The sequence below is a fragment of the Mycobacterium sp. PTI7 genome (assembly GCF_056679845.1).
The window spans coordinates 506,023-524,494 of record NZ_CM155252.1 but is presented as its reverse complement, the minus strand read 5'-3'; the positions used below and the strand labels follow the sequence as shown (position 1 = coordinate 524,494).

Genomic DNA, 18,472 nt, shown 5'->3' with positions numbered 1-18,472 from the left:
GGTTCGATCACCAATCCCGTTGTCCGACAGCCGAGTATGCCGGTGTTTGCCACGACTGATTCCGTCGTCACCGACGGCCGCGGTGGCAAAGCCCCGAGACGGGAACAGCCCCCGGCGCGCAGTGCGCGCCGGGGGCTGTCACGTGCAGCGGATCAGTAGCGGTAGTGCTCCGGCTTGTACGGGCCGTCGACGTCGACGCCGATGTACTCGGCCTGCTCCTTGGTGAGCTTGGTCAGCGAGCCGCCGAGTGCCTCGACGTGGATCTTCGCGACCTTCTCGTCGAGGTGCTTGGCGAGGCGGTAGACCTCGTTGTCGTACTCGTCGTTCTTGGTCCACAGCTCGATCTGGGCGATGACCTGGTTCGAGAAGCTGTTGCTCATCACGAACGACGGGTGTCCGGTCGCGTTGCCCAGGTTCAGCAGACGGCCCTCGGACAGCACGATGATCGAGTGGCCATCGGGGAAGATGAACTCGTCGACCTGCGGCTTGATGTTGATGCGACGGATGTCCTTGTCGCGCTCCAAGCGGGCCATCTCGATCTCGTCGTCGAAGTGACCGATGTTGCCCAGGATGGCCTGGTGCTTCATCTTCCGCATGTGGTCGAGGGTGATGATGCCCTGGTTGCCGGTCGCGGTGATGACGATGTCGGCCCAGCCGATGGCCTCTTCGACGGTCTTGACCTCGAAGCCGTCCATGAGCGCCTGCAGGGCGTTGATCGGGTCGATCTCGGTGACCGCGACGCGCGCGCCCTGGGCCTTGAGCGCCTCGGCGCAGCCCTTGCCGACGTCGCCGTAGCCACACACCAGCGCCGCCTTGCCGCCGATGAGGACGTCGGTGCCGCGGTTGATGCCGTCGATCAGCGAGTGACGGGTGCCGTACTTGTTGTCGAACTTGCTCTTGGTGACCGAGTCGTTGACGTTGATGGCCGGGAACGCGAGTTCGCCGGCAGCGGCGAACTGGTACAGGCGCAGGACACCGGTGGTGGTCTCCTCGGTGACGCCCTTGACCGCTTCGGCGACCTTGGTCCACTTGGTGTTGTCGGCCTCGATCGAGCGACGCAGCAGATTCAGGAACACCTTGTACTCGTCGGAGTGCTCGTCGTCCTCGGGCGGCACGACGCCGGCCTTCTCGAACTCGGCGCCGCGCAGCACCAGCATGGTGGCGTCGCCACCGTCGTCGAGGATCATGTTCGTGGGCTCACCCGGCCACGTCAGCATCTGCTCGGCGGCCCACCAGTACTCCTCGAGGCTCTCGCCCTTCCACGCGAAGACCGGAACGCCCTTGGGCTCCTCGACGGTGCCGTGCGGCCCGACGACGGTCGCGGCGGCGGCGTGGTCCTGGGTGGAGAAGATGTTGCACGAGGCCCAGCGGACCTCGGCGCCCAGGCTCACCAGGGTCTCGATCAGCACGGCCGTCTGCACGGTCATGTGCAGCGAGCCGGACACCCGGGCGCCCTTGAGCGGTGCGACGTCGGCGTATTCGCGACGCAGCGCCATCAGGCCGGGCATCTCGTGCTCGGCCAGGCGGATCTCCTTGCGGCCGAATTCGGCGAGCGAGAGGTCGGCCACCTTGTAGTCGATGCCGTTGCGGACGTCGACGGTCAATTCTGGTGCAGTCATGTATTTCGTCCCTTGTATTCGTGAGTCGTGCCGTGGGCGCGCGGAAGCGTGCAACGGCGACAGCCGGTAGACACCCTCGGCCTGCGGGCTCGCGGGACAGGCGACTGAAGCGCTCTGCCGGCTAAGGGGTATCTATGACACCGTAGCGCTCGGCGAAGGGCGTCATCAATCTGGCCAGATCCCGGGCCACGTCATGATCGGCCTCCGGCGGCATCGACACGTAGCTCATCGCCAGCCGCACGATGGCCCGTGCGAGCACGCCGGAGTCCTCGTCGCTGGCCCGCACCCAGCTCTGCGTGAACGTCCGCGTGAGCCGTTCCGAGCACCTCGTGATGATCGGCGCGCTGTCGGTGGTGATGATCTGCAGCAGGTCGGGCTTGGCCGCGCCGGTCAGCAACGAGATCACCAGCGGGTCGGACGCCGACTCGAGGAAGAAGGCGCGGAAACCCTCGAGGAAGGCCGCGTGGATGTTCCCGACGTTCCCCTCGATCGCCCTGTCCACCGCGTCGACCAGGCGATCCGACAGCCGCAGCGCGTATCCCTCGGCCAGGCCCTGGCGCGATCCGAACTCGTTGTAGATCGTCTGCCTGCTGATGCCGGCGGCCTTGGCGACGTCCGACAGCGTGATCGACGACCAGTCGCGCGTCATCAGCAGATCCCGCATCCCGTCGAGGATCGAGTCGCGCAGCAGCACCCGCGACGCCTCGGCGTACGAGACGCGCTTGGCGTCCGCACGGGGCTCCCGGGGCTGACTCACAGGCGCGACACTATCGAGTTCCCGACGCCACGGGCGGACCAACCCGCGGTCGGCGCCCGTGGCCAGGGTCACGGCCGGTCGACCTCGACCATCTCGAAGTCCGACTTGGCGGCGCCGCAGTCGGGGCAGCTCCAGTCGTCGGGGATGTCGTCCCAGCGGGTGCCCGGGGCGATGCCGTCCTCCGGCCACCCCTTCTCCTCGTCGTACTCGAAGCCGCACTGCACGCACACGAACAGCTTGTAGTCACTCATGCCGGTGATCCCGTCTTCTCAAAGTCGACCTTCTCGCGCACCGCACAGTCCGGGCATGCCCAGTCGTCGGGCACCTGGTCCCACGACGTCCCTGCCGGAAAACCCTCGCGCGGAGCGCCTTCGGCCTCGTCGTACACGTAGTCGCAGCCGGGGCAGCGGTAGGTGCTCACCGCTGGCCGCCGTACGTGGCGAGCACCTTGTCGCGCACCCGCGGATGCACGTTGACCCGACTGATGTCGCCGTCGTAGTGGGCCAGCACCCGGTGGTCCATCACCTTGCGCCACAGCGGCGGGAAGTAGGTCAGCCCGATCATCGATGCGTACCCGCTGGGGAGGTTCGGAGCGCCCTCCATGCTGCGCAGCGTCTGGTAGCGACGGGTCGGATTCGCGTGGTGATCGCTGTGCCGCTGCAGGTGATAGAGGAACAGGTTGGTCACCAGGTGGTCCGAGTTCCAGCTGTGCTGGGGCGCGCACCGCTCATAGCGCCCGCTGGCGGTCTTTTGCCGCAGCAGGCCGTAGTGCTCGAGGTAGTTGACGGTCTCCAGCAGGGCGAAGCCGAAGACGGCCGAGATCACCACGTACGGGATCAGCGCGAGACCGAACACCGCGATCAGCGAGCCGTAGAGCACCACCGACATCGCCCAGGCGTTCAGCACGTCGTTCGACCAGTGCCACGGGCTCTTGTCGAGCCGGCGCAACCGCTGCGCCTCCAGTTCCCACGACGACGTCAGGCTGCCCCACACGCTGCGCGGCAGGAACTCCCAGAACGTCTCGCCGAAGCGGGCGGACGCCGGGTCCTCCGGTGTGGCGACGCGGACGTGGTGGCCGCGGTTGTGCTCGATGAAGAAGTGGCCGTAGCAGGTCTGGGCGAGCGTGATCTTGCTCAGCCAGCGCTCGAGCGAGTCCTTCTTGTGGCCGAGTTCGTGGGCGGTGTTGATGCCGACGCCGCCCATCATGCCCACCGACAGCGCGAGCCCGATCTTCGCCGGCCAGGCCAGTGAGCCGTCGAAGCCCAGCCAGCCCAGGTCCGAGGCCGTGAAGAGGTAGGCGCCGATGACGACGGTGAGGTATTGGAACGGGATGAAGCTGTAGGTGCACCAGCGGTAGTACTTGTCGTTCTCCAGCCGCGCGACCACCTCGTCGGGCGGGTTCTCGCCGTCGGGTCCGAACTTCCGGTCCAGCAGCGGGAGCACGACGTAGACGAGGATCGGGCCGATCCAGAACGGCACCTGCGCCGCCGCGTGCCAGCCGAGCTGATTGAGCGCCCACACGATCGGCAGCATCACCAGGACCGCCGTCGGCACGATCAGCCCCATCAGCCACAGGTAGCGCTTCTTGTCGCGCCACTGGTCGACCGGGATCGAAGCCTCGGAATGCGTCGTCATAGCCAGTTCACCTCCATGTGAGTGCCATCACCATCTGGAGTTGACTATACGATGCACTTTGTCCGTTGTCTAGACACCAATGCGTATTTTGTAAACAAGGCCGACCCCTCACCAACGCGAAACTGCGGGGAGATCGCGTTCCGGCGGGCGGATGCGATCTCCCCGCAGTCTCGACGGGGTCGTTCTTGGAGAGGGCTACTTCTCGGCGGCCGCACGCCGGGCCAGCATCGAATGCCTGCGTCCGTAGATCAGGTAGATCGCGACGCCGATCAGCATCCAGACGGCGAAGCGGATCCAGGTCAGGCCGGTCAGGTTCAACATCAGCCAGACGCACGCGATGATCGACACGATCGGCAGCAACGGGACCAGCGGCGCCCGGAACCCACGCGGGAGGTCGGGGCGGGTACGACGCAGGACGATCACGCCTGCCGACACGAGGACGAAGGCGAACAGCGTGCCGACGTTGACCATCTCCTCGAGACGGTCGATCGGGAACACCGAGGCGGCTAGCGCCACCACGACGCCGACGACGACGGTGATGCGCACCGGCGTGCCGCGCTCGCTGGTCTTGGCGAGCCGGCGCGGCATCAGGCCGTCCCGCGACATCGCGAACAACACGCGGATCTGGCCGAGCAGCAGCACCATCACGACCGTGGTCAGGCCGGCGAGCGCGCCGATCGAGATCACGGTGGCCGCCCAGTCGACGCCGTTCGCGGCGAACGCCGACGCGAGGTTGGCCTGGCCGTCGGGGCCGGTCTTCAACTCGGTGTAGGACACCATGCCCGACAGCACGACGGTCACCGCGACGTAGAGCACCGTGACGATGCCCAGCGAATAGAGGATGCCGCGCGGCACGTCGCGCTGCGGGTTCTTGGTCTCCTCGGCGGTGGTGGCGACGATGTCGAACCCGATGAACGCGAAGAACACGATCGATGCGCCGGCCAGCAGGCCGTACCAGCCGTAGGTACTGCCCTCGGCGCCGGTGATCAGTGAGAACACCGACTGCTCGACGCCCGAGGCGGTGTCCTCGCCGGCCTCGGCGGGCGGGATGAACGGTGAGTAGTTGGCCGCCTTGACGTAGAACGCGCCGACGACGATGACGAGCAGGACCACCGTCACCTTGATGGCGGTGATCACGGCGCTGACGTTGGACGACAGCTTGGTGCCGCGGGCGAGCAGCAGGCTCAGCACGCCGATGATCAGCAGCGCACCCCAGTCCAGCGTGACCGGGCCGAGGTCGACGGTGCCGCCGGAGAACCCGAAGACGGTGCCCAGGTACGACGACCACCCCTTGGCGACGACGGCGCCGGCCACCGCGAACTCCAGGATCAGGTCCCAGCCGATGATCCAGGCGGTGAACTCGCCGAAGGTCGCATAGGAGAACGTGTACGCGCTGCCGGCGACGGGCACGGTCGAGGCGAACTCGGCATAGCAGATGGCCGCGAGGCCGCACGTGATGGCGGCGATGACGAACGAGATCGAGATCGCGGGTCCGGTGAGGTTGCCTGCCGTCGACGCGGTGATCGTGAAGATGCCGGCGCCGATCACCACCGATACGCCGAAGACCGTCAGGTCACGCCACGTGAGGTCCTTGCGAAGGCGAGTATCCGGTTCGTCGGTGTCGGCGATCGACTGTTCCACCGACTTGATACGCCATCGATCCGTCATCTCTTGGGGCCTCCGCAGGTTCGTGTGAGCGGGACCATACCTAGTAGCGTCCCCACCATGGGCCAACACGCGATAGTCATCGGCGCGAGCCTCGCAGGGCTGTGCGCCGCCCGCATCCTGTCCGATCACTACGACCGGGTGACCGTCTACGAGCGCGACGAGTTGCCCGACGGGCCGGCCAACCGCACCGCCGTACCGCAGGGCAGGCACGTCCACCTGCTCATGGCTCGAGGTGCCGCCGAGTTCGAGGGGCTGTTCCCCGGGTTGCTCGACGACATGGTCGCGGCCGGTGTGCCGAAGCTCGAGAACCGGCCGGACTGCATCCACTTCGGTGCGGCGGGCCACGTGCTCGGCACCAAGACGACCCTCAAGCGCGAGTTCACCGCCTACGTGCCGAGCCGACCGCACCTCGAATGGCAGATCCGCACGCGCGCCCTCGCCATCCCGAACGTCGAACTGGTCCGCACCAGCGTGGCGGAGCCCGTCTACGACGCGGCCCGGCAGCGCGTGACCGGGGTGCTGCTCGACGCGGGTGACCCGTCCAGCGCGGTGCCCGCCGACCTCGTCGTCGACGCCACCGGCCGCGGCACCCGCCTGCCCGTGTGGCTCGAGCAGTGGGGCTACGACCGCCCGACCGAGGACACCGTGGACGTCGGCATCGACTACGCCACGCACCAGGTGAACATCCCCGAGGACGTGATCAAGGAGAAGGTCGTCGTCGCCGGAGCGTCCCACGACCATCCCGTCGGCCTCGGCATGCTGCTCTACGAAGACGGCAACTGGAGCGTCACGACGTTCGGCACCGGCAAGGTGACGCCGCCGCAGAACCTCGACGAGATCTACGCCGTCGCCGACACGCTTCTGCCCGAGCACCTCAGCGCCGCCCTGCGCGCCGGCACGCCCGTCGGTGGGATGGCCTTCCACAAGTACCCCACCAGCCGCTGGCGTCGGTACGACAAGATGACGCGCTTCCCCGCCGGCATCATCCCGTTCGGCGACGCCGTGGTGAGCTTCAACCCCACCTACGGCCAGGGCATGACCATGACGTCGATTCAGGCCGGCAACCTGCGGGCGGTGCTCGAGGCGGGCCACGACGACATCGCGGGCAGGCTGTCGAAGGCCACCAAGAAGACGACGTGGCCGGTGTGGACGATGAACGCCGTCGGCGACCTCGCGCTGCACAACGCCACCGCCGACAAGGTGCCGTGGTGGTACGTCCGGGTGGGCAACCTGTTCGACCAGTTCCTCGGTGCGGCGGAGACCGAGGCCGATCTGGCCGAGTGGTTCCTGCGCCGCTTCAGCCTGCTCGACAGCCTCTACATGGTCCCGGATGCGCGGACGCTGGGCCGGACCGTGAAGCACAACATGGGTCTGCTGATCGCCGAGAAGCGACGGGCCCGGCGCGCGGCACCCGACCGCGAGAAGGTGTCAGCCCTCTAGATGCCGACGGTGGCGCGGAACAGCTGACTGGGCTGGTCGGCCACCAGCCGGATGGGGCCGTCGTCGGCCGCGACCCAGGCCGCGGCACCGCGGTCGAGGGTGAGCACGTTGGCCTTAGCGTGCACCTGCACCGACCCCTCTGTGCACAGCAGCACCTGAGGTCCGTCGTGGCGGGCCGGCGCGTCGACCTGGTGGCCCAGGTGCGGACCGTCCAGGCACAGCACCGACACCGCGAATTCCGGTGCGGGCGTGTCGTATACGAGTTCGAGGCCGTCGCCGACGGTGCGCGGGGCGATCGTCGCGTCGGCAGTCGGGGTGAAGTCGAGTACGCGCAGCAGTTCCGGCACGTCGACGTGCTTGGGGGTGAGCCCGCCGCGAAGCACGTTGTCGGAGTTGGCCATCACCTCGAAACCCATCCCGTGCAGGTACGCGTGCAGGTTCCCGGCGGGCAGGTAGATGCCCTGACCGGGGGCCAGGCTGATCCGGTTGAGCAGCATCGCGGCGAGCACGCCGGCGTCGCCGGGGTACAGCTCGCCGAGTTCCAGCAGCGTCCTGGCCTCCGCCGCGAACGTCTTCTCCCCTGACCGGATGTAGGCGATCGCACCGTCGAGGACGGCGGGCACCAACACGTCGAGATCCGGCTGCGGCGCGGTGATCCACGTGGTGAACAGCGCGCGCAGACCGTCGGCGTCGGCGGTGCCGGACAGCAGCGCGATGAAGTGCTCCAGCGCCGGAACCTCCAACGCGCGCATGAATTCCACGCTGCGCGCCGCGGGACGGAATCCCGCCAGCGCCTCGAACGGTCCGAGCGCGACGATCAGCTCCGGCTTGTGGCTGCGGTCGCGGTAGTTGCGAGTGTGGGCGTTGACGGGGATGCCGAGACGGTCCTCGCGGGCGAACCCCTCCTCCGCCTGGGCCTGGCTCGGATGCGCCTGCAGCGACAGCGGTTCGTCGGCGGCGAGCACCTTCGCCAGGAAGGGCAGGGCATCGCCGAACCGGCCGCGCGCGGCGGCACCCAGCTGCCCCTCGGGATCGGCGGAGATCTCGTCGAGCAGGGAACGGTGTCCGTCGCCGACGAGGTGGGCGGGGTCGCCCGGGTGCGCGCCGAACCACAGTTCGGCCTCGGGGTGGTCGGTGGGGCTCGGCCTGCCGGTGAACTCGGCGATCGCGGTGCGCGATCCCCAGGCGTAGGTGCGCACGGCGCCCCGAAGCAGTTCCACGTGCCTACCCCCGGACCAATTTGAGGTACACCGCTGCCATCTCGAGCCGGACCGCGAGCATCGCCAGCTGCTGTTCCAGCCGGCCGCCCGGCGTGGGCACCGCGACCTCGCCGACGTCGCCCGCACTGATCGTGCTGACGTCGTCGTAGCCGCTGAGTCGGTTGACGACCGCCGGCCGGTCCTGATCGGTGGTCAACACGAGGGTGCGCACGCGTCCGGGCAGCGGTCCGTCGAGTTCCTCGTCGTGGAAGATCGACGACTCCAGATCGGCTCCCACGCGGGTCAATCCGCGCCGCAGCGCCACCATGGTGTCGGCGAGGGTGACGCCCGCGGCGGGCTTCTGGGCCACCCGCAGCAGGACCGACGCGACGTGGCGGGCCAGTGCGGCGGTGGCGGCGTCGTGGCCGGCGATCACCACCGACGGCGCCGAGAGGCGGTCGGCGAGCACCTTGGCGGGGTTGGTGACCAGGTCGCGCGAGGCGCTGTTGCGCAGCGCCTCGGCGTCGAGTTCGTCGGCCAGTGCGGCGACGTCGACCACCATGCCGGGGTCGACGACGTGCAGGACGAGCAGGCCGGCGGCCAGGTAGCGCACCAGCCCGAAGTCGTCGGGCACCCGCAGGCGCGGCGGGAGCGTCACGGCGCGGCCCGCGGCGGCGTCGCGCAGCGGTCCCTCCTCTGGAGCGGCCACCAGCACGCGGGCACCGCGACGCACGCCCGACGCGACCGCGGCCACCAGGGCCGGGTCGGCGGCGTCGTCACCGGCCACCACGAGGACGTCGAGCGCCCCGATCCACGGAGGCACCTCGGACGCGGTCACGATGGGCGCCACGGTCGATCCGCCGAGCGCGGCGACGAGCAGCGATCCCGCGGCCTCCGCGGTGCCGTTCCCGGCGACCCACACGACGGTGCGAGGCGGCTGACCCGACCGCAGCGGTTCGAAGACGCCTTCGTCGAAAGCGGCTGCGGTCGCCCGCATCTGAGCGCCCGCCATGGACGCGCCGCGCAACAGTCCCTCGCGGTCGGCGTCCAGCAGACCCTCGGCGTCGTCGAGGTCGACCGTCGCCGCGCCCGCACGTGGATCGAGGCTCACGGGACCGGCTCACTCGCGCCCGTGGGCGACGCGATCCGGGCTCCGACGTGTTCGACGATCTCGGCGACCTCGGCGGCGGTCCGCGCCTCGACGTTGAGTCGCAGCAGCGGCTCGGTGTTCGAGGTGCGCAGGTTGAACCAGGCGCCGTCACCGAGGTCGACGGTGACGCCGTCGAGGTGGTCGAGCGAGGCGATCCGGCCGTCGAAGGACTTGAGCACCGCGTCGACGCACGCGCTCGCATCGGAGACGGTGAAGTTGATCTCGCCGGACTCCTCGTAACGCTGGTAGTCGGCCATCACCGCCGACAGCGTCCGCTCCTGCTCGCCGAGCGCCGCGAGCACGTGCAGCGCGGCCAGCATCCCCGAGTCGGCACCCCAGAAGTCGCGGAAGTAGTAGTGCGCCGAATGCTCGCCACCGAAGATCGCGCCCGTCTCCGCCATCAGCGCCTTGATGTAGGAGTGCCCGACGCGCGACCGCAGCGCGGTGCCGCCGCGCTCGACGATCAGCTCGGGGACCGCGCGCGACGTGATCAGGTTGTGGATCACCGTCGCGCCGATCTCGCGGCCGAGTTCGCGACCGGCCACCAGCGCAGTGACGGCAGACGGTGTCACGGGCTTGCCGCGCTCGTCGACGACGAAGCAGCGGTCCGCGTCGCCGTCGAACGCGAGCCCGATGTCGGCGCCGGTGGAGAGCACGTAGGCCTGCAGGTCGACGAGGTTCGCCGGGTCGAGTGGGTTGGCCTCGTGGTTGGGGAAGGTGCCGTCGAGTTCGAAGAACAGCGGCAGCAGCGTGATGCCGGGGATCGCGCCCAGCACCGCGGGCGACGTGTGCCCGCCCATCCCGTTGCCCGCGTCCACCGCGACGCGCAGCGGCCGGGACGCGTCGAGGTTGACCAGCGAACGCAGGAACTCGCCGTACTCGGCCAGGACGTCGCGGTCGGTGACCGATCCCGGTGCGCCGTCGAACGCGGGCACGCCGTCGATGACCTCGTCGCTGATGGTGCTCAGCCCGGTGTCCTTGCCGACCGGCTTGGCCCCGGCCCGGCACAGCTTGATGCCGTTGTAGGCGGCCGGGTTGTGGCTCGCGGTGAACATCGCGCCCGGGCAGTCGAGCAACCCGGAGGCGAAGTACAGCTGGTCGGTCGACGCCAGCCCGATCCGGACCACGTCGAGCCCCTGGGCCACCACGCCGTCGGCGAAAGCCGCTGCCAGCGAGGGGGAACTGGCCCTCATGTCGTATCCGATGACCACCTGGGTCGCACCGGGTGAGGTCTCGTCACGGACCAGGCGGGCGAACGCGCCGCCGACGTCGGCGACGAATGCCTCGTCGATCTGTTCACCGACGAGCCCCCGCACGTCGTAGGCCTTAATCACCCGATGGACAGCCGCTGCGGGCCGAGACATGGCGACTCCTAATTTCCCGTGCCGGCGTCGCATCCCCTACCGGGAATGCTGGTGACCCCAGCCTATCGGCTCGCGATTGCTCGTGCGGCCGGTCACACCGGCTAGTCGCAGATCCGGGCCACGGCTAACGCCGGACGGGGGTGCCGACCAGCGCAGGACTAGTCCGACGGGTCGGGTAGGACGCGCAGGTGTCCGCGGCGCCGGCCGTTCTGGTCGGGTCTGCGGGCGGGCGGCGCCATCAGCGTCGCGCTCTGGAGTCCGGGACCGGGATCGGAGAAGCCCGCGGGCACGGCCGCCGACGGGCGCACACCGTCCCTGCCCTCACGTACGGCGTCGGCGAGCGCCACCAGATCGTCGTCGTCGGTGTGCGTGGGCAGCGGACCGGCGTGCCGGACCAGCTCCCATCCGCGCGGCGCGGTGATCCGGCCGGCATGCAGGACGCACAGATCCCACGAGTGCGGCTCGGACACGGTGGCGAGCGGACCCACGACCGCGGTGGAGTCCGAGTAGACGAAGGTCAGCGTCGCCACGGCGTAGTGCGGGCACCCGGGCCTGCAGCAGCGTCGGGGAACGTTCACGCTGCGAAGGTTATCGCGCAGGAACCACTCGGGGGGCCGACACGCGCGGTAGGTGGTCGGCCGATCCCATACCGTTACGATCGACCGATGCCCGAGCAGCGTCAATGGGGGTCACGTCGAGGTCGCGGCATGCGTGGACCGCTGCTCCCGCCGACCGTGCCGGGCTGGCGCAGCCGGGCCGAGCGGTTCGACATGGCGGTGCTCGAGGCCTACGAGCCGATCGAGCGGCGATGGCAGGAACGCCTGTCCACCCTGGACGTCGCGGTCGACGAGATCCCGCGGATATCGCCGAAGGATCCCGACAGCGTCCAGTGGCCACCCGAGGTGGTGGCCGACGGTCCCATCGCGCTCGCCAGGCTCATCCCGGCAGGCGTCGATGTCCGCGGTAATGCCACTCGGGCGCGAATCGTGTTGTTTCGCAAGCCACTCGAGAGGCGGGCCAAGGACGGCGACGACCTGGCCGATTTGTTGCACGAGGTCTTGGTGGCTCAGGTGGCGACGTTCCTGGGCGTCGAACCCTCCGTCATCGACCCCGCGATCGACGACGACTGAGCACTGCGGCGAATGCCGCGAAGGATCAGATGATTCCGCGCTTGAGGCGCCGGCGCTCACGTTCGGAGAGCCCGCCCCAGATACCGAAGCGCTCGTCGTTGGCCAGCGCGTACTCGAGGCAGCGGTCACGCACCTCGCAGCCCTGGCAGATGCGCTTGGCCTCGCGGGTCGAGCCGCCCTTCTCGGGGAAGAACGCCTCGGGGTCGGTCTGAGCGCACAAACCGCGCTCCTGCCACTGGTCCTCGTCCTCGAAGGACGCGTCGAGGGCATTTCGCTCTGGCACCAAACTCAACTGCGGGCGCCCCGCCGCGACGGACTGGGCCGGTCCCGTGTTGGTGTGCGGTGCGCTGCCCACTGAGCCGAGCATCCGCCCGTCGTACTGCACGGCGTCATCGAAATCGACACGCTCATAAGACATCTTCCGCCTCCTCACCTGGTCTCGTAGATAGATCACTGAGGCCCCACCCCTGATCGTGCGGCCGATTCAATTCGAACAAGTGATCGAATCTCGGTCTGCGACACCGGAACCGGCCGGCCAACCGCGAAATGACACTGATGTGATTAGACACGGGTTAGCTGCACCGGTCAAGCGCTAGGGCCAGATTTCATATCATCCCGTTACCGAAATACGGCGCGTCGGTCATCCGGCGTGTCGGTCACACACCCCCCACGGACGACACCGACGGGGCCCGACAGCCTAGTGTCGGTCGATGTGAAGGTGACAGTTCTGGTCGGCGGAGTGGGCGGTGCCCGATTCCTGCTCGGGGTGCAACGGTTGCTGGGGCTCGGTCAGTTCACCGGAGATCCCCTGGCGTCTTTGCCAGGTGAGCACGAGTTGACGGCCGTGGTGAACGTCGGCGACGACGCCTGGATGCACGGAGTGCGCATCTGCCCGGACCTCGACACGTGCATGTACACCCTAGGCGGTGGCATCGATCCCGAGCGCGGCTGGGGGCACCGCGACGAGACGTGGAACGCGAAGGAAGAGCTGGCCGCGTACGGCGTGCAACCCGACTGGTTCGGCCTCGGCGACCGGGATCTCGCCACCCACCTCGTGCGCAGTCAGATGCTGCGCGCCGGCTACCCGCTCTCCGCGGTGACCGAGGCGCTGTGCGCTCGCTGGCAACCCGGGGCGCGCTTGCTGCCCGCCAGCGACGACCGCAGCGAGACCCACGTGGTGGTGACGGTTCCTGACGAGGGTGACCGCCGGGCCATCCACTTCCAGGAGTGGTGGGTGCGCTACCGCGCCAAGATCCCCACGCACGGCTTCGCATTCGTCGGCGCGGAGAAGGCCACCGTCGCGCCCGGCGTGGCCGAGGCCATCGCCGACGCCGACGTCGTGCTGCTCGCCCCGTCCAACCCCGTGGTGAGCATCGGCGCGATCCTCGCCGTCCCGGGCGTCCGCTCCGCGCTGCGGTCGACCGCCGCACCCGTGATCGGCTACTCCCCCATCGTCGCGGGCCGTGCGCTGCGCGGCATGGCCGACGAGTGCCTCTCGGTGATCGGCGTGGAGACCAGTTCCCAGGCGGTGGGCGCCCACTACGGCGCGCGCAGCGGCGTCGGACTCCTCGACGGCTGGCTGATCGACGAGGGTGACGAGGCCGAGATCGACGGGCTGACCGTGCGATCCATCCCGCTGCTGATGACCGATCCCACGGCGACCGCCGAGATGGTGCGCGCCGGCCTCGATCTCGCGGGTCTGCCGTCGTGAACGTCGAACACGGCGCGGCGGGCGCGATCGAGATCCTGCCCGTACCCGGGCTTCCCGAATTCCGTCCCGGTGACGACGTCGCGGCCGCCATCGCCGCGGCCGCGCCCTGGCTGCGCGACGACGACGTCGTGGTGGTCACCAGCAAGGTGCTGTCCAAGAGCGAAGGCCGCATCGTCACCGCGCCCACCGATCCCGAGGAGCGGGATGCATTGCGGCGCAGACTCATCGACGACGAGGCCGTGCGCGTGCTCGCACGCAAGGGCCGCACGTTCATCACCGAGAACGCCATCGGCCTGGTGCAGGCCGCCGCGGGCGTCGACGGTTCCAACGTCGACTCCGGCGAACTGGCGCTGCTGCCGGTCGATCCCGATGGCAGCGCGGCCCTGCTGCGCACCCGGCTGCGCGAGCTGCTGGGCGTCACGGTCGCAATCGTCGTCACCGACACCATGGGACGGGCCTGGCGCACCGGACAGACCGACGTGACCATCGGCGCCGCGGGACTGGCGGTGCTGCACGGCTACGCAGGCGCCCACGACGCGCACGGCAACGAGCTGATCGTCACCGAGGTGGCCGTCGCCGACGAGATCGCCGCCGCCGCGGACCTCGTCAAGGGCAAGCTCACCGCGATCCCGGTCGCGGTCGTCCGCGGCCTCAGCCCGGTCGACGACGGGTCCAACGGCCGCACGCTGGTCCGTGCCGGCGAGGAGGACCTGTTCTGGCTCGGTACGGCCGAGGCGATCGCGCTGGGCCGCTCGCAGGCCCAGCTGCTGCGCCGGTCGGTGCGACGCTTCACCGCCGACCCGGTGGACCCCGCGGTGATCGAGGCCGCGGTCGGCGAGGCGCTGACCGCGCCCGCCCCACACCACACCCGGCCCGTGCGATTCGTGTGGGTGCGCGACCACGACCGCAGGCGGCGACTGCTCGACGCGATGCAGCAGAAGTGGCGGACCGACCTGGCGGGCGACGGCCGCTCCGACGAGTCGGTCGACCGGCGCGTCGCGCGCGGCCGGATCCTCTACGACGCCCCCGAACTCGTCGTCCCCATCATGGTTCCCGACGGCGCGCACGCCTATCCCGACGCCGCCCGCACCGCCGCCGAGCACACCATGTTCACCGTCGCCGCCGGCGCCGCGGTGCAGGCGATGCTGGTGGCGCTCGCGGTCCGCGACGTCGGCAGCTGCTGGATCGGGTCCACGATCTTCGCGCCGGATCTGGTGCGGGCCGAACTCGATCTGCCCGCCGACTGGGAACCGTTGGGTGCCATCGCGATCGGGCACCCCGAGGAGCCTGCCGCGCCGCGGCCGCCGGTCCCGACCGACGACCTGCTGGTGATCCGGTGACGCTGCGCGACTCCGTCGTCGACGTCCTGCGCGGCTGGACGCCGGCCGATCCCGCGCAGGACTCACTGCGGTACGCGGTGCTCGCGTTCGTCCTCGCCCGCCCGGACGCGTGCCTGCGGTCGTGCGAACCCGGCCACGTCACGGCGTCGGCGCTGGTGCTGGATCACACCGGGACCAGGACGCTGCTGACGCTGCACCCGCGCGTCGGCCGATGGCTGCAACTCGGCGGGCACTGCGAGGACGGCGATCCCGACATCGCGGCGGCCGCGCTGCGCGAGGCGACGGAGGAGTCCGGGATTACCGGTCTGACCGTCGATCCGGTGCCCGCGGCGCTGCACGTGCACGCGCTCACCTGCTCCGGGGGCGCCGCCACGCACCACCTCGACGTCCAGTTCGTCGCCCGCGCAGCGGCGGACGCCGAGATCGCGGTCAGCGACGAGTCACTGGACCTGCGCTGGTGGCCGCTCGACGCACTGCCCGACGACGCCGACTTCGGGCTGCGCCAACTGGTCGGCGCGGCGCGTCAGACGTCGGTCGAGTAGCGGATTCCGCCGTCGGGGATCGTCACGCCCGGCCACACCCGCGCACCGCGCAGGAGTTCGCACCGCGCACCGATGTTCGCGCCGTCGCCGATGACGCCGTCGCGGATCAGCGCCCGCGGCCCGATGCGCGCACCGAATCCGATGATGGACCGTTCGATCACCGCGCCGGCCTCGATCCGGGCGCCGTCGAAGATGACCGCGCCGTCGAGCCGTGCGCCGGGGCCGATCTCGGCGCCGCGCCCGATCACGGTGCCGCCGATCAGCAGTGAACCCGGTGCGACCGACGCGCCCTCGTGGACGAGTTCCTCGCCGCGGTGACCCTTGAGCGCCGGCGACGGGGCGATCCCGCGGACCAGGTCCGCCGAGCCGCGCACGAAGTCGTCGGGGGTGCCCATGTCGCGCCAGTACGTGGCGTCGACGTACCCGCACACCTTGAGCCCGTCGGACAGCAGGGCGGGGAACACCTCGCGCTCGACGGAGACCTCGCGGCCGGTGGGGATGCGATCGATGACCTCGCGCTTGAACACGTAGCAGCCGGCGTTGATCTGGTCGGTCGGCGGATCCTGGGTCTTCTCCAGGAACGCCGTCACGCCACCGTCGGCATCGGTGGGGACGCACCCGAAGGCGCGCGGGTCGCCGACGCGTACCAGGTGCAGCGTGACGTCGGCGTCGCGCTCGTGGTGGCTGGTCAGCAGCGCGCCGAGGTCGGCGCCGGACAGCACGTCACCGTTGAACACCAGCGCCGTGTCGTAGCGCAGCTTCGGCGCCACGTTCGCGATGCCGCCACCGGTGCCGCGAGCCTCCTCCTCGAAGACGTACTCGATCTCGAGGCCGAGCGCGGACCCGTCGCCGAACTCCGCCTCGAACACGCCGGCCTTGTACGAGGTGCCGAGGATCACGTGCCGGATGCCGGCGGCCGCGATGCGGCTCAGCAGGTGCGTGAGGAACGGCAGTCCCGCGGTCGGCAGCATGGGCTTGGGTGCCGACAGGGTCAGCGGCCGCAGCCGGGTGCCCTGGCCACCGACCAGGATGACCGCATCGGTCCGAGCGGGATCCACCTCAGGTGCCACGATCAGCGCCGTCCTTTCGCCTGTGTGCGTCGAGAGTTGCCCACCACCAGCCCGGCCCGAACGGCCAGGGCCGACTTGATGCTCCACCGCAGCGGCGCGTGCCACCACCGGGGATGCCGATCGGCGAGGAAAGTGTAGGTGCTCACGTGATGGGCGGCCAAGTTGCGGGCCGGATCGCGACCCGTGGCGTGACCCTTGTCGTGCAATATCTCCGCGGTCGGCACGTAGACGTTCAGCCAGCCCGCCCGGCCGAGCCGATCTCCCAGGTCGACGTCCTCCATGTACATGAAGTAGCGGTCGTCGAAGCCGTTCACCTCATCGAACGCGGAGCGCCGTAGCAAAAGGCACGATCCCGAGAGCCAGCCGACGGGGCGTTCGCTGGGCTCCAGTCGCTCCTGCCGGTAGGCCGCCGTCCACGGGTTGTTCTTCCAGAACGGTCCGACGACGGCGTGCATGCCGCCGCGGACCAGGCTGGGCTGGTGGCGCGCCGACGGGTACACCGACCCGTCGGGATCCCGGATCAGCGGGCCGAGCGACCCGGCGCGGGGCCACCGGCCCGCGGCCTCGAGCATCGCGTCGATGCTGTCGGGCCCCCACTGGACGTCCGGATTGGCCACGACGAAGTACTCGGCGTCACCGGAGTACGACGGGTCGTGCAGGTAGTGCGCGACGGCCCGGTTGACCGCACCGCCGTAGCCGAGGTTGGCGCCGGTGCGCAGCAGGTGGACGTTCTCGTGGGTCTCGGCCGCCGCCTCGGGCGAACCGTCGGTGGATCCGTTGTCGGCCATCACGACCGTGACGGGACGGTTCGTGGCGTGCGGCAGCGTCGCGAGGAACCGGTCGAGGTGCGCCCCGGGCGAGTAGGTGACCGTGACGATCACCAGTTCGTCGCTCACCGGGGCACGTCGCATTCGCCGTTCACGGCGTAGAGGGTAGCGAGCCGTCGGGCTCGCGTGCCGCACCGCCGCTCAGCGCGGCCGCCAGCGCGTCGCGCCAGGGCCGCAGCGGTGTCAGACCGGCCGCCGTCGACCGCTGCGACGACAGCGCCGAATACGGCGGTCGCGGCGCGGGTCTGGGGTGCTTGTCGGTGCCCACCGGGTGGACGAGTTCCGGGTCGGCGCCGACGAGTTCGTACACCGCACGCGCCTGGTCGAAGCGGCTGGCCTCGCCCGCGTTGGCGGCGTGCAGCACGGGCCCCGCGACGCCACCGCCCACCACCTCGAGCAGGGCGTCCACCAGATCGCCGACGTAGGTGGGACTCCCGGCCTGATCGGCCACCACCTCGACCGTCGCGCCCTCGGCGGCCTTGCGGCGCATCACCGCAACGAAGTCGCTGCCGTCCCCGCCCTCGTAGATCCACGCGGTCCGGACCACGTGGGCTTCGGGCAGCGCGTCGAGCACGGCCTGCTCGCCGCCGAGCTTCGACCTGCCGTAGACCGACAGCGGCGCGGTCGCGTCGTCGACGTCGTAGGGCCGCGGGTCGCCGCCGCCGAAGTCGCCGTCGAACACGTAGTCGGTCGAGACGTGGATCAGCCGGGCGCCGGCCTCGGCGCACGCCCGCGCGACGTTCCCCGCGCCGGTGGCGTTGACGGCGTGGGCGCGATCGGGCTCGCGTTCGGCGTCGTCCACCCGCGTGTACGCCGCGCAGTTCACCACGACGTCACCGGCGGAAATGTGACGAACCGGCGCAGCGGGGTCCGTGATGTCGCACTGCGACGAGGTCAGCGGCAGCACGTCGAGGTCTCGGAGACGGGCCTGAGCAGCCAGGACCGTCCCGACCAGCCCTCCACCGCCCAGGATCACGATTCGGTCGGACATGTGTCGAGTCTGGCACGCCGACGCGCGCT

19 protein-coding genes are annotated in these 18,472 nt (G+C 69.9%); 5 read left to right on the top strand and 14 right to left on the bottom strand.

Features of this window, described 5'->3' with window-relative positions; all coding sequences use genetic code 11:
• Positions 1 to 152: 152 nt before the first annotated feature.
• From ahcY to AC1MEY_RS02485, 6 genes are all read right to left on the bottom strand, one after another.
• Positions 153 to 1,619 (bottom strand): adenosylhomocysteinase, encoded by a 1,467-nt coding sequence (gene ahcY, locus AC1MEY_RS02510; RefSeq protein WP_480229172.1) that lies wholly within the window; start codon positions 1,617 to 1,619, stop codon positions 153 to 155.
• A gap of 121 nt (positions 1,620 to 1,740) precedes the next feature.
• On the bottom strand, positions 1,741 to 2,376 hold the full coding sequence (gene alkX, locus AC1MEY_RS02505) for a TetR family transcriptional regulator AlkX (RefSeq protein ID WP_480229171.1): 636 nt from the start codon (positions 2,374 to 2,376) through the stop codon (positions 1,741 to 1,743).
• A 68-nt stretch (positions 2,377 to 2,444) separates the two neighbouring features.
• Positions 2,445 to 2,627, bottom strand: coding sequence for a rubredoxin (locus tag AC1MEY_RS02500; RefSeq protein WP_480229170.1), 183 nt, complete (start codon positions 2,625 to 2,627; stop codon positions 2,445 to 2,447).
• On the bottom strand, positions 2,624 to 2,797 hold the full coding sequence (locus AC1MEY_RS02495) for a rubredoxin (RefSeq protein ID WP_480229169.1): 174 nt from the start codon (positions 2,795 to 2,797) through the stop codon (positions 2,624 to 2,626). The genes AC1MEY_RS02500 and AC1MEY_RS02495 overlap by 4 nt, the downstream gene beginning before the upstream one ends.
• Entirely contained in the window at positions 2,794 to 4,011 is a 1,218-nt protein-coding gene (locus AC1MEY_RS02490) for an alkane 1-monooxygenase (RefSeq protein ID WP_480229168.1), read from the bottom strand. The genes AC1MEY_RS02495 and AC1MEY_RS02490 overlap by 4 nt, the downstream gene beginning before the upstream one ends.
• Positions 4,012 to 4,206: 195 nt before the next feature.
• A complete protein-coding gene (locus tag AC1MEY_RS02485; protein WP_480229167.1) occupies positions 4,207 to 5,679 on the bottom strand; it encodes an APC family permease in 1,473 nt (490 codons plus the stop codon).
• Between the two features lie 57 nt (positions 5,680 to 5,736).
• On the opposite strand from AC1MEY_RS02485, the gene AC1MEY_RS02480 reads away from it, so the two are divergent.
• On the top strand, positions 5,737 to 7,119 hold the full coding sequence (locus tag AC1MEY_RS02480) for an FAD-dependent oxidoreductase (protein ID WP_480229166.1): 1,383 nt from the start codon (positions 5,737 to 5,739) through the stop codon (positions 7,117 to 7,119).
• Here the strand turns inward: AC1MEY_RS02480 and manA are convergent.
• The 4 genes from manA to AC1MEY_RS02460 all read right to left on the bottom strand — a co-directional run bounded on the left by manA (position 7,116) and on the right by AC1MEY_RS02460 (position 11,410).
• The gene (gene manA / locus AC1MEY_RS02475; protein WP_480229165.1) at positions 7,116 to 8,339 is read right to left on the bottom strand and encodes a mannose-6-phosphate isomerase, class I; all 1,224 of its coding nucleotides are present in this window, start codon (positions 8,337 to 8,339) and stop codon (positions 7,116 to 7,118) included. The genes AC1MEY_RS02480 and manA overlap by 4 nt on opposite strands.
• Positions 8,340 to 8,343: 4 nt before the next feature.
• Positions 8,344 to 9,429 (bottom strand): TobH protein, encoded by a 1,086-nt coding sequence (locus AC1MEY_RS02470; RefSeq protein WP_480229164.1) that lies wholly within the window; start codon positions 9,427 to 9,429, stop codon positions 8,344 to 8,346.
• On the bottom strand, positions 9,426 to 10,832 hold the full coding sequence (locus tag AC1MEY_RS02465) for a phosphomannomutase/phosphoglucomutase (protein WP_480229163.1): 1,407 nt from the start codon (positions 10,830 to 10,832) through the stop codon (positions 9,426 to 9,428). The genes AC1MEY_RS02470 and AC1MEY_RS02465 overlap by 4 nt, the downstream gene beginning before the upstream one ends.
• Before the next feature lie 158 nt (positions 10,833 to 10,990).
• A complete protein-coding gene (locus tag AC1MEY_RS02460) occupies positions 10,991 to 11,410 on the bottom strand; it encodes a DUF3499 domain-containing protein (protein WP_480229162.1) in 420 nt (139 codons plus the stop codon).
• Between the two features lie 129 nt (positions 11,411 to 11,539).
• Between AC1MEY_RS02460 and AC1MEY_RS02455 the strand changes: the two genes are divergently transcribed.
• Positions 11,540 to 11,962: a metallopeptidase family protein gene (locus AC1MEY_RS02455; RefSeq protein ID WP_480229161.1), complete on the top strand. Its 423-nt coding sequence runs from the start codon at positions 11,540 to 11,542 to the stop codon at positions 11,960 to 11,962.
• A gap of 25 nt (positions 11,963 to 11,987) precedes the next feature.
• Here AC1MEY_RS02455 and AC1MEY_RS02450 read toward each other — a convergent pair whose 3' ends face one another.
• Positions 11,988 to 12,254, bottom strand: coding sequence for a WhiB family transcriptional regulator (locus AC1MEY_RS02450; RefSeq protein ID WP_480231267.1), 267 nt, complete (start codon positions 12,252 to 12,254; stop codon positions 11,988 to 11,990).
• A 420-nt stretch (positions 12,255 to 12,674) separates the two neighbouring features.
• Between AC1MEY_RS02450 and cofD the strand changes: the two genes are divergently transcribed.
• From cofD to AC1MEY_RS02435, 3 genes are read left to right on the top strand one after another with little or no spacing between them, the layout of a single operon-like run.
• Entirely contained in the window at positions 12,675 to 13,673 is a 999-nt protein-coding gene (cofD, locus tag AC1MEY_RS02445; protein ID WP_480229160.1) for a 2-phospho-L-lactate transferase, read from the top strand.
• A complete protein-coding gene (locus AC1MEY_RS02440; protein ID WP_480229159.1) occupies positions 13,670 to 15,013 on the top strand; it encodes a coenzyme F420-0:L-glutamate ligase in 1,344 nt (447 codons plus the stop codon). Before cofD ends, AC1MEY_RS02440 begins: the two co-directional genes overlap by 4 nt.
• Positions 15,010 to 15,555, top strand: a complete 546-nt coding sequence (locus AC1MEY_RS02435) for an NUDIX hydrolase (RefSeq protein ID WP_480229158.1) — start codon at positions 15,010 to 15,012, stop codon at positions 15,553 to 15,555. Before AC1MEY_RS02440 ends, AC1MEY_RS02435 begins: the two co-directional genes overlap by 4 nt.
• On the opposite strand, the gene manB is transcribed toward AC1MEY_RS02435, so the two are convergent.
• From manB to rfbD, 3 genes are read right to left on the bottom strand one after another with little or no spacing between them, the layout of a single operon-like run.
• Positions 15,537 to 16,613 (bottom strand): mannose-1-phosphate guanylyltransferase, encoded by a 1,077-nt coding sequence (gene manB, locus AC1MEY_RS02430; RefSeq protein WP_480231266.1) that lies wholly within the window; start codon positions 16,611 to 16,613, stop codon positions 15,537 to 15,539. The genes AC1MEY_RS02435 and manB overlap by 19 nt on opposite strands.
• A gap of 14 nt (positions 16,614 to 16,627) precedes the next feature.
• The gene (locus AC1MEY_RS02425; protein ID WP_480229157.1) at positions 16,628 to 17,521 is read right to left on the bottom strand and encodes a glycosyltransferase family 2 protein; all 894 of its coding nucleotides are present in this window, start codon (positions 17,519 to 17,521) and stop codon (positions 16,628 to 16,630) included.
• Between the two features lie 22 nt (positions 17,522 to 17,543).
• Positions 17,544 to 18,443: a dTDP-4-dehydrorhamnose reductase gene (rfbD, locus tag AC1MEY_RS02420; protein ID WP_480229156.1), complete on the bottom strand. Its 900-nt coding sequence runs from the start codon at positions 18,441 to 18,443 to the stop codon at positions 17,544 to 17,546.
• Between the last annotated feature and the right edge of the window lie 29 nt (positions 18,444 to 18,472).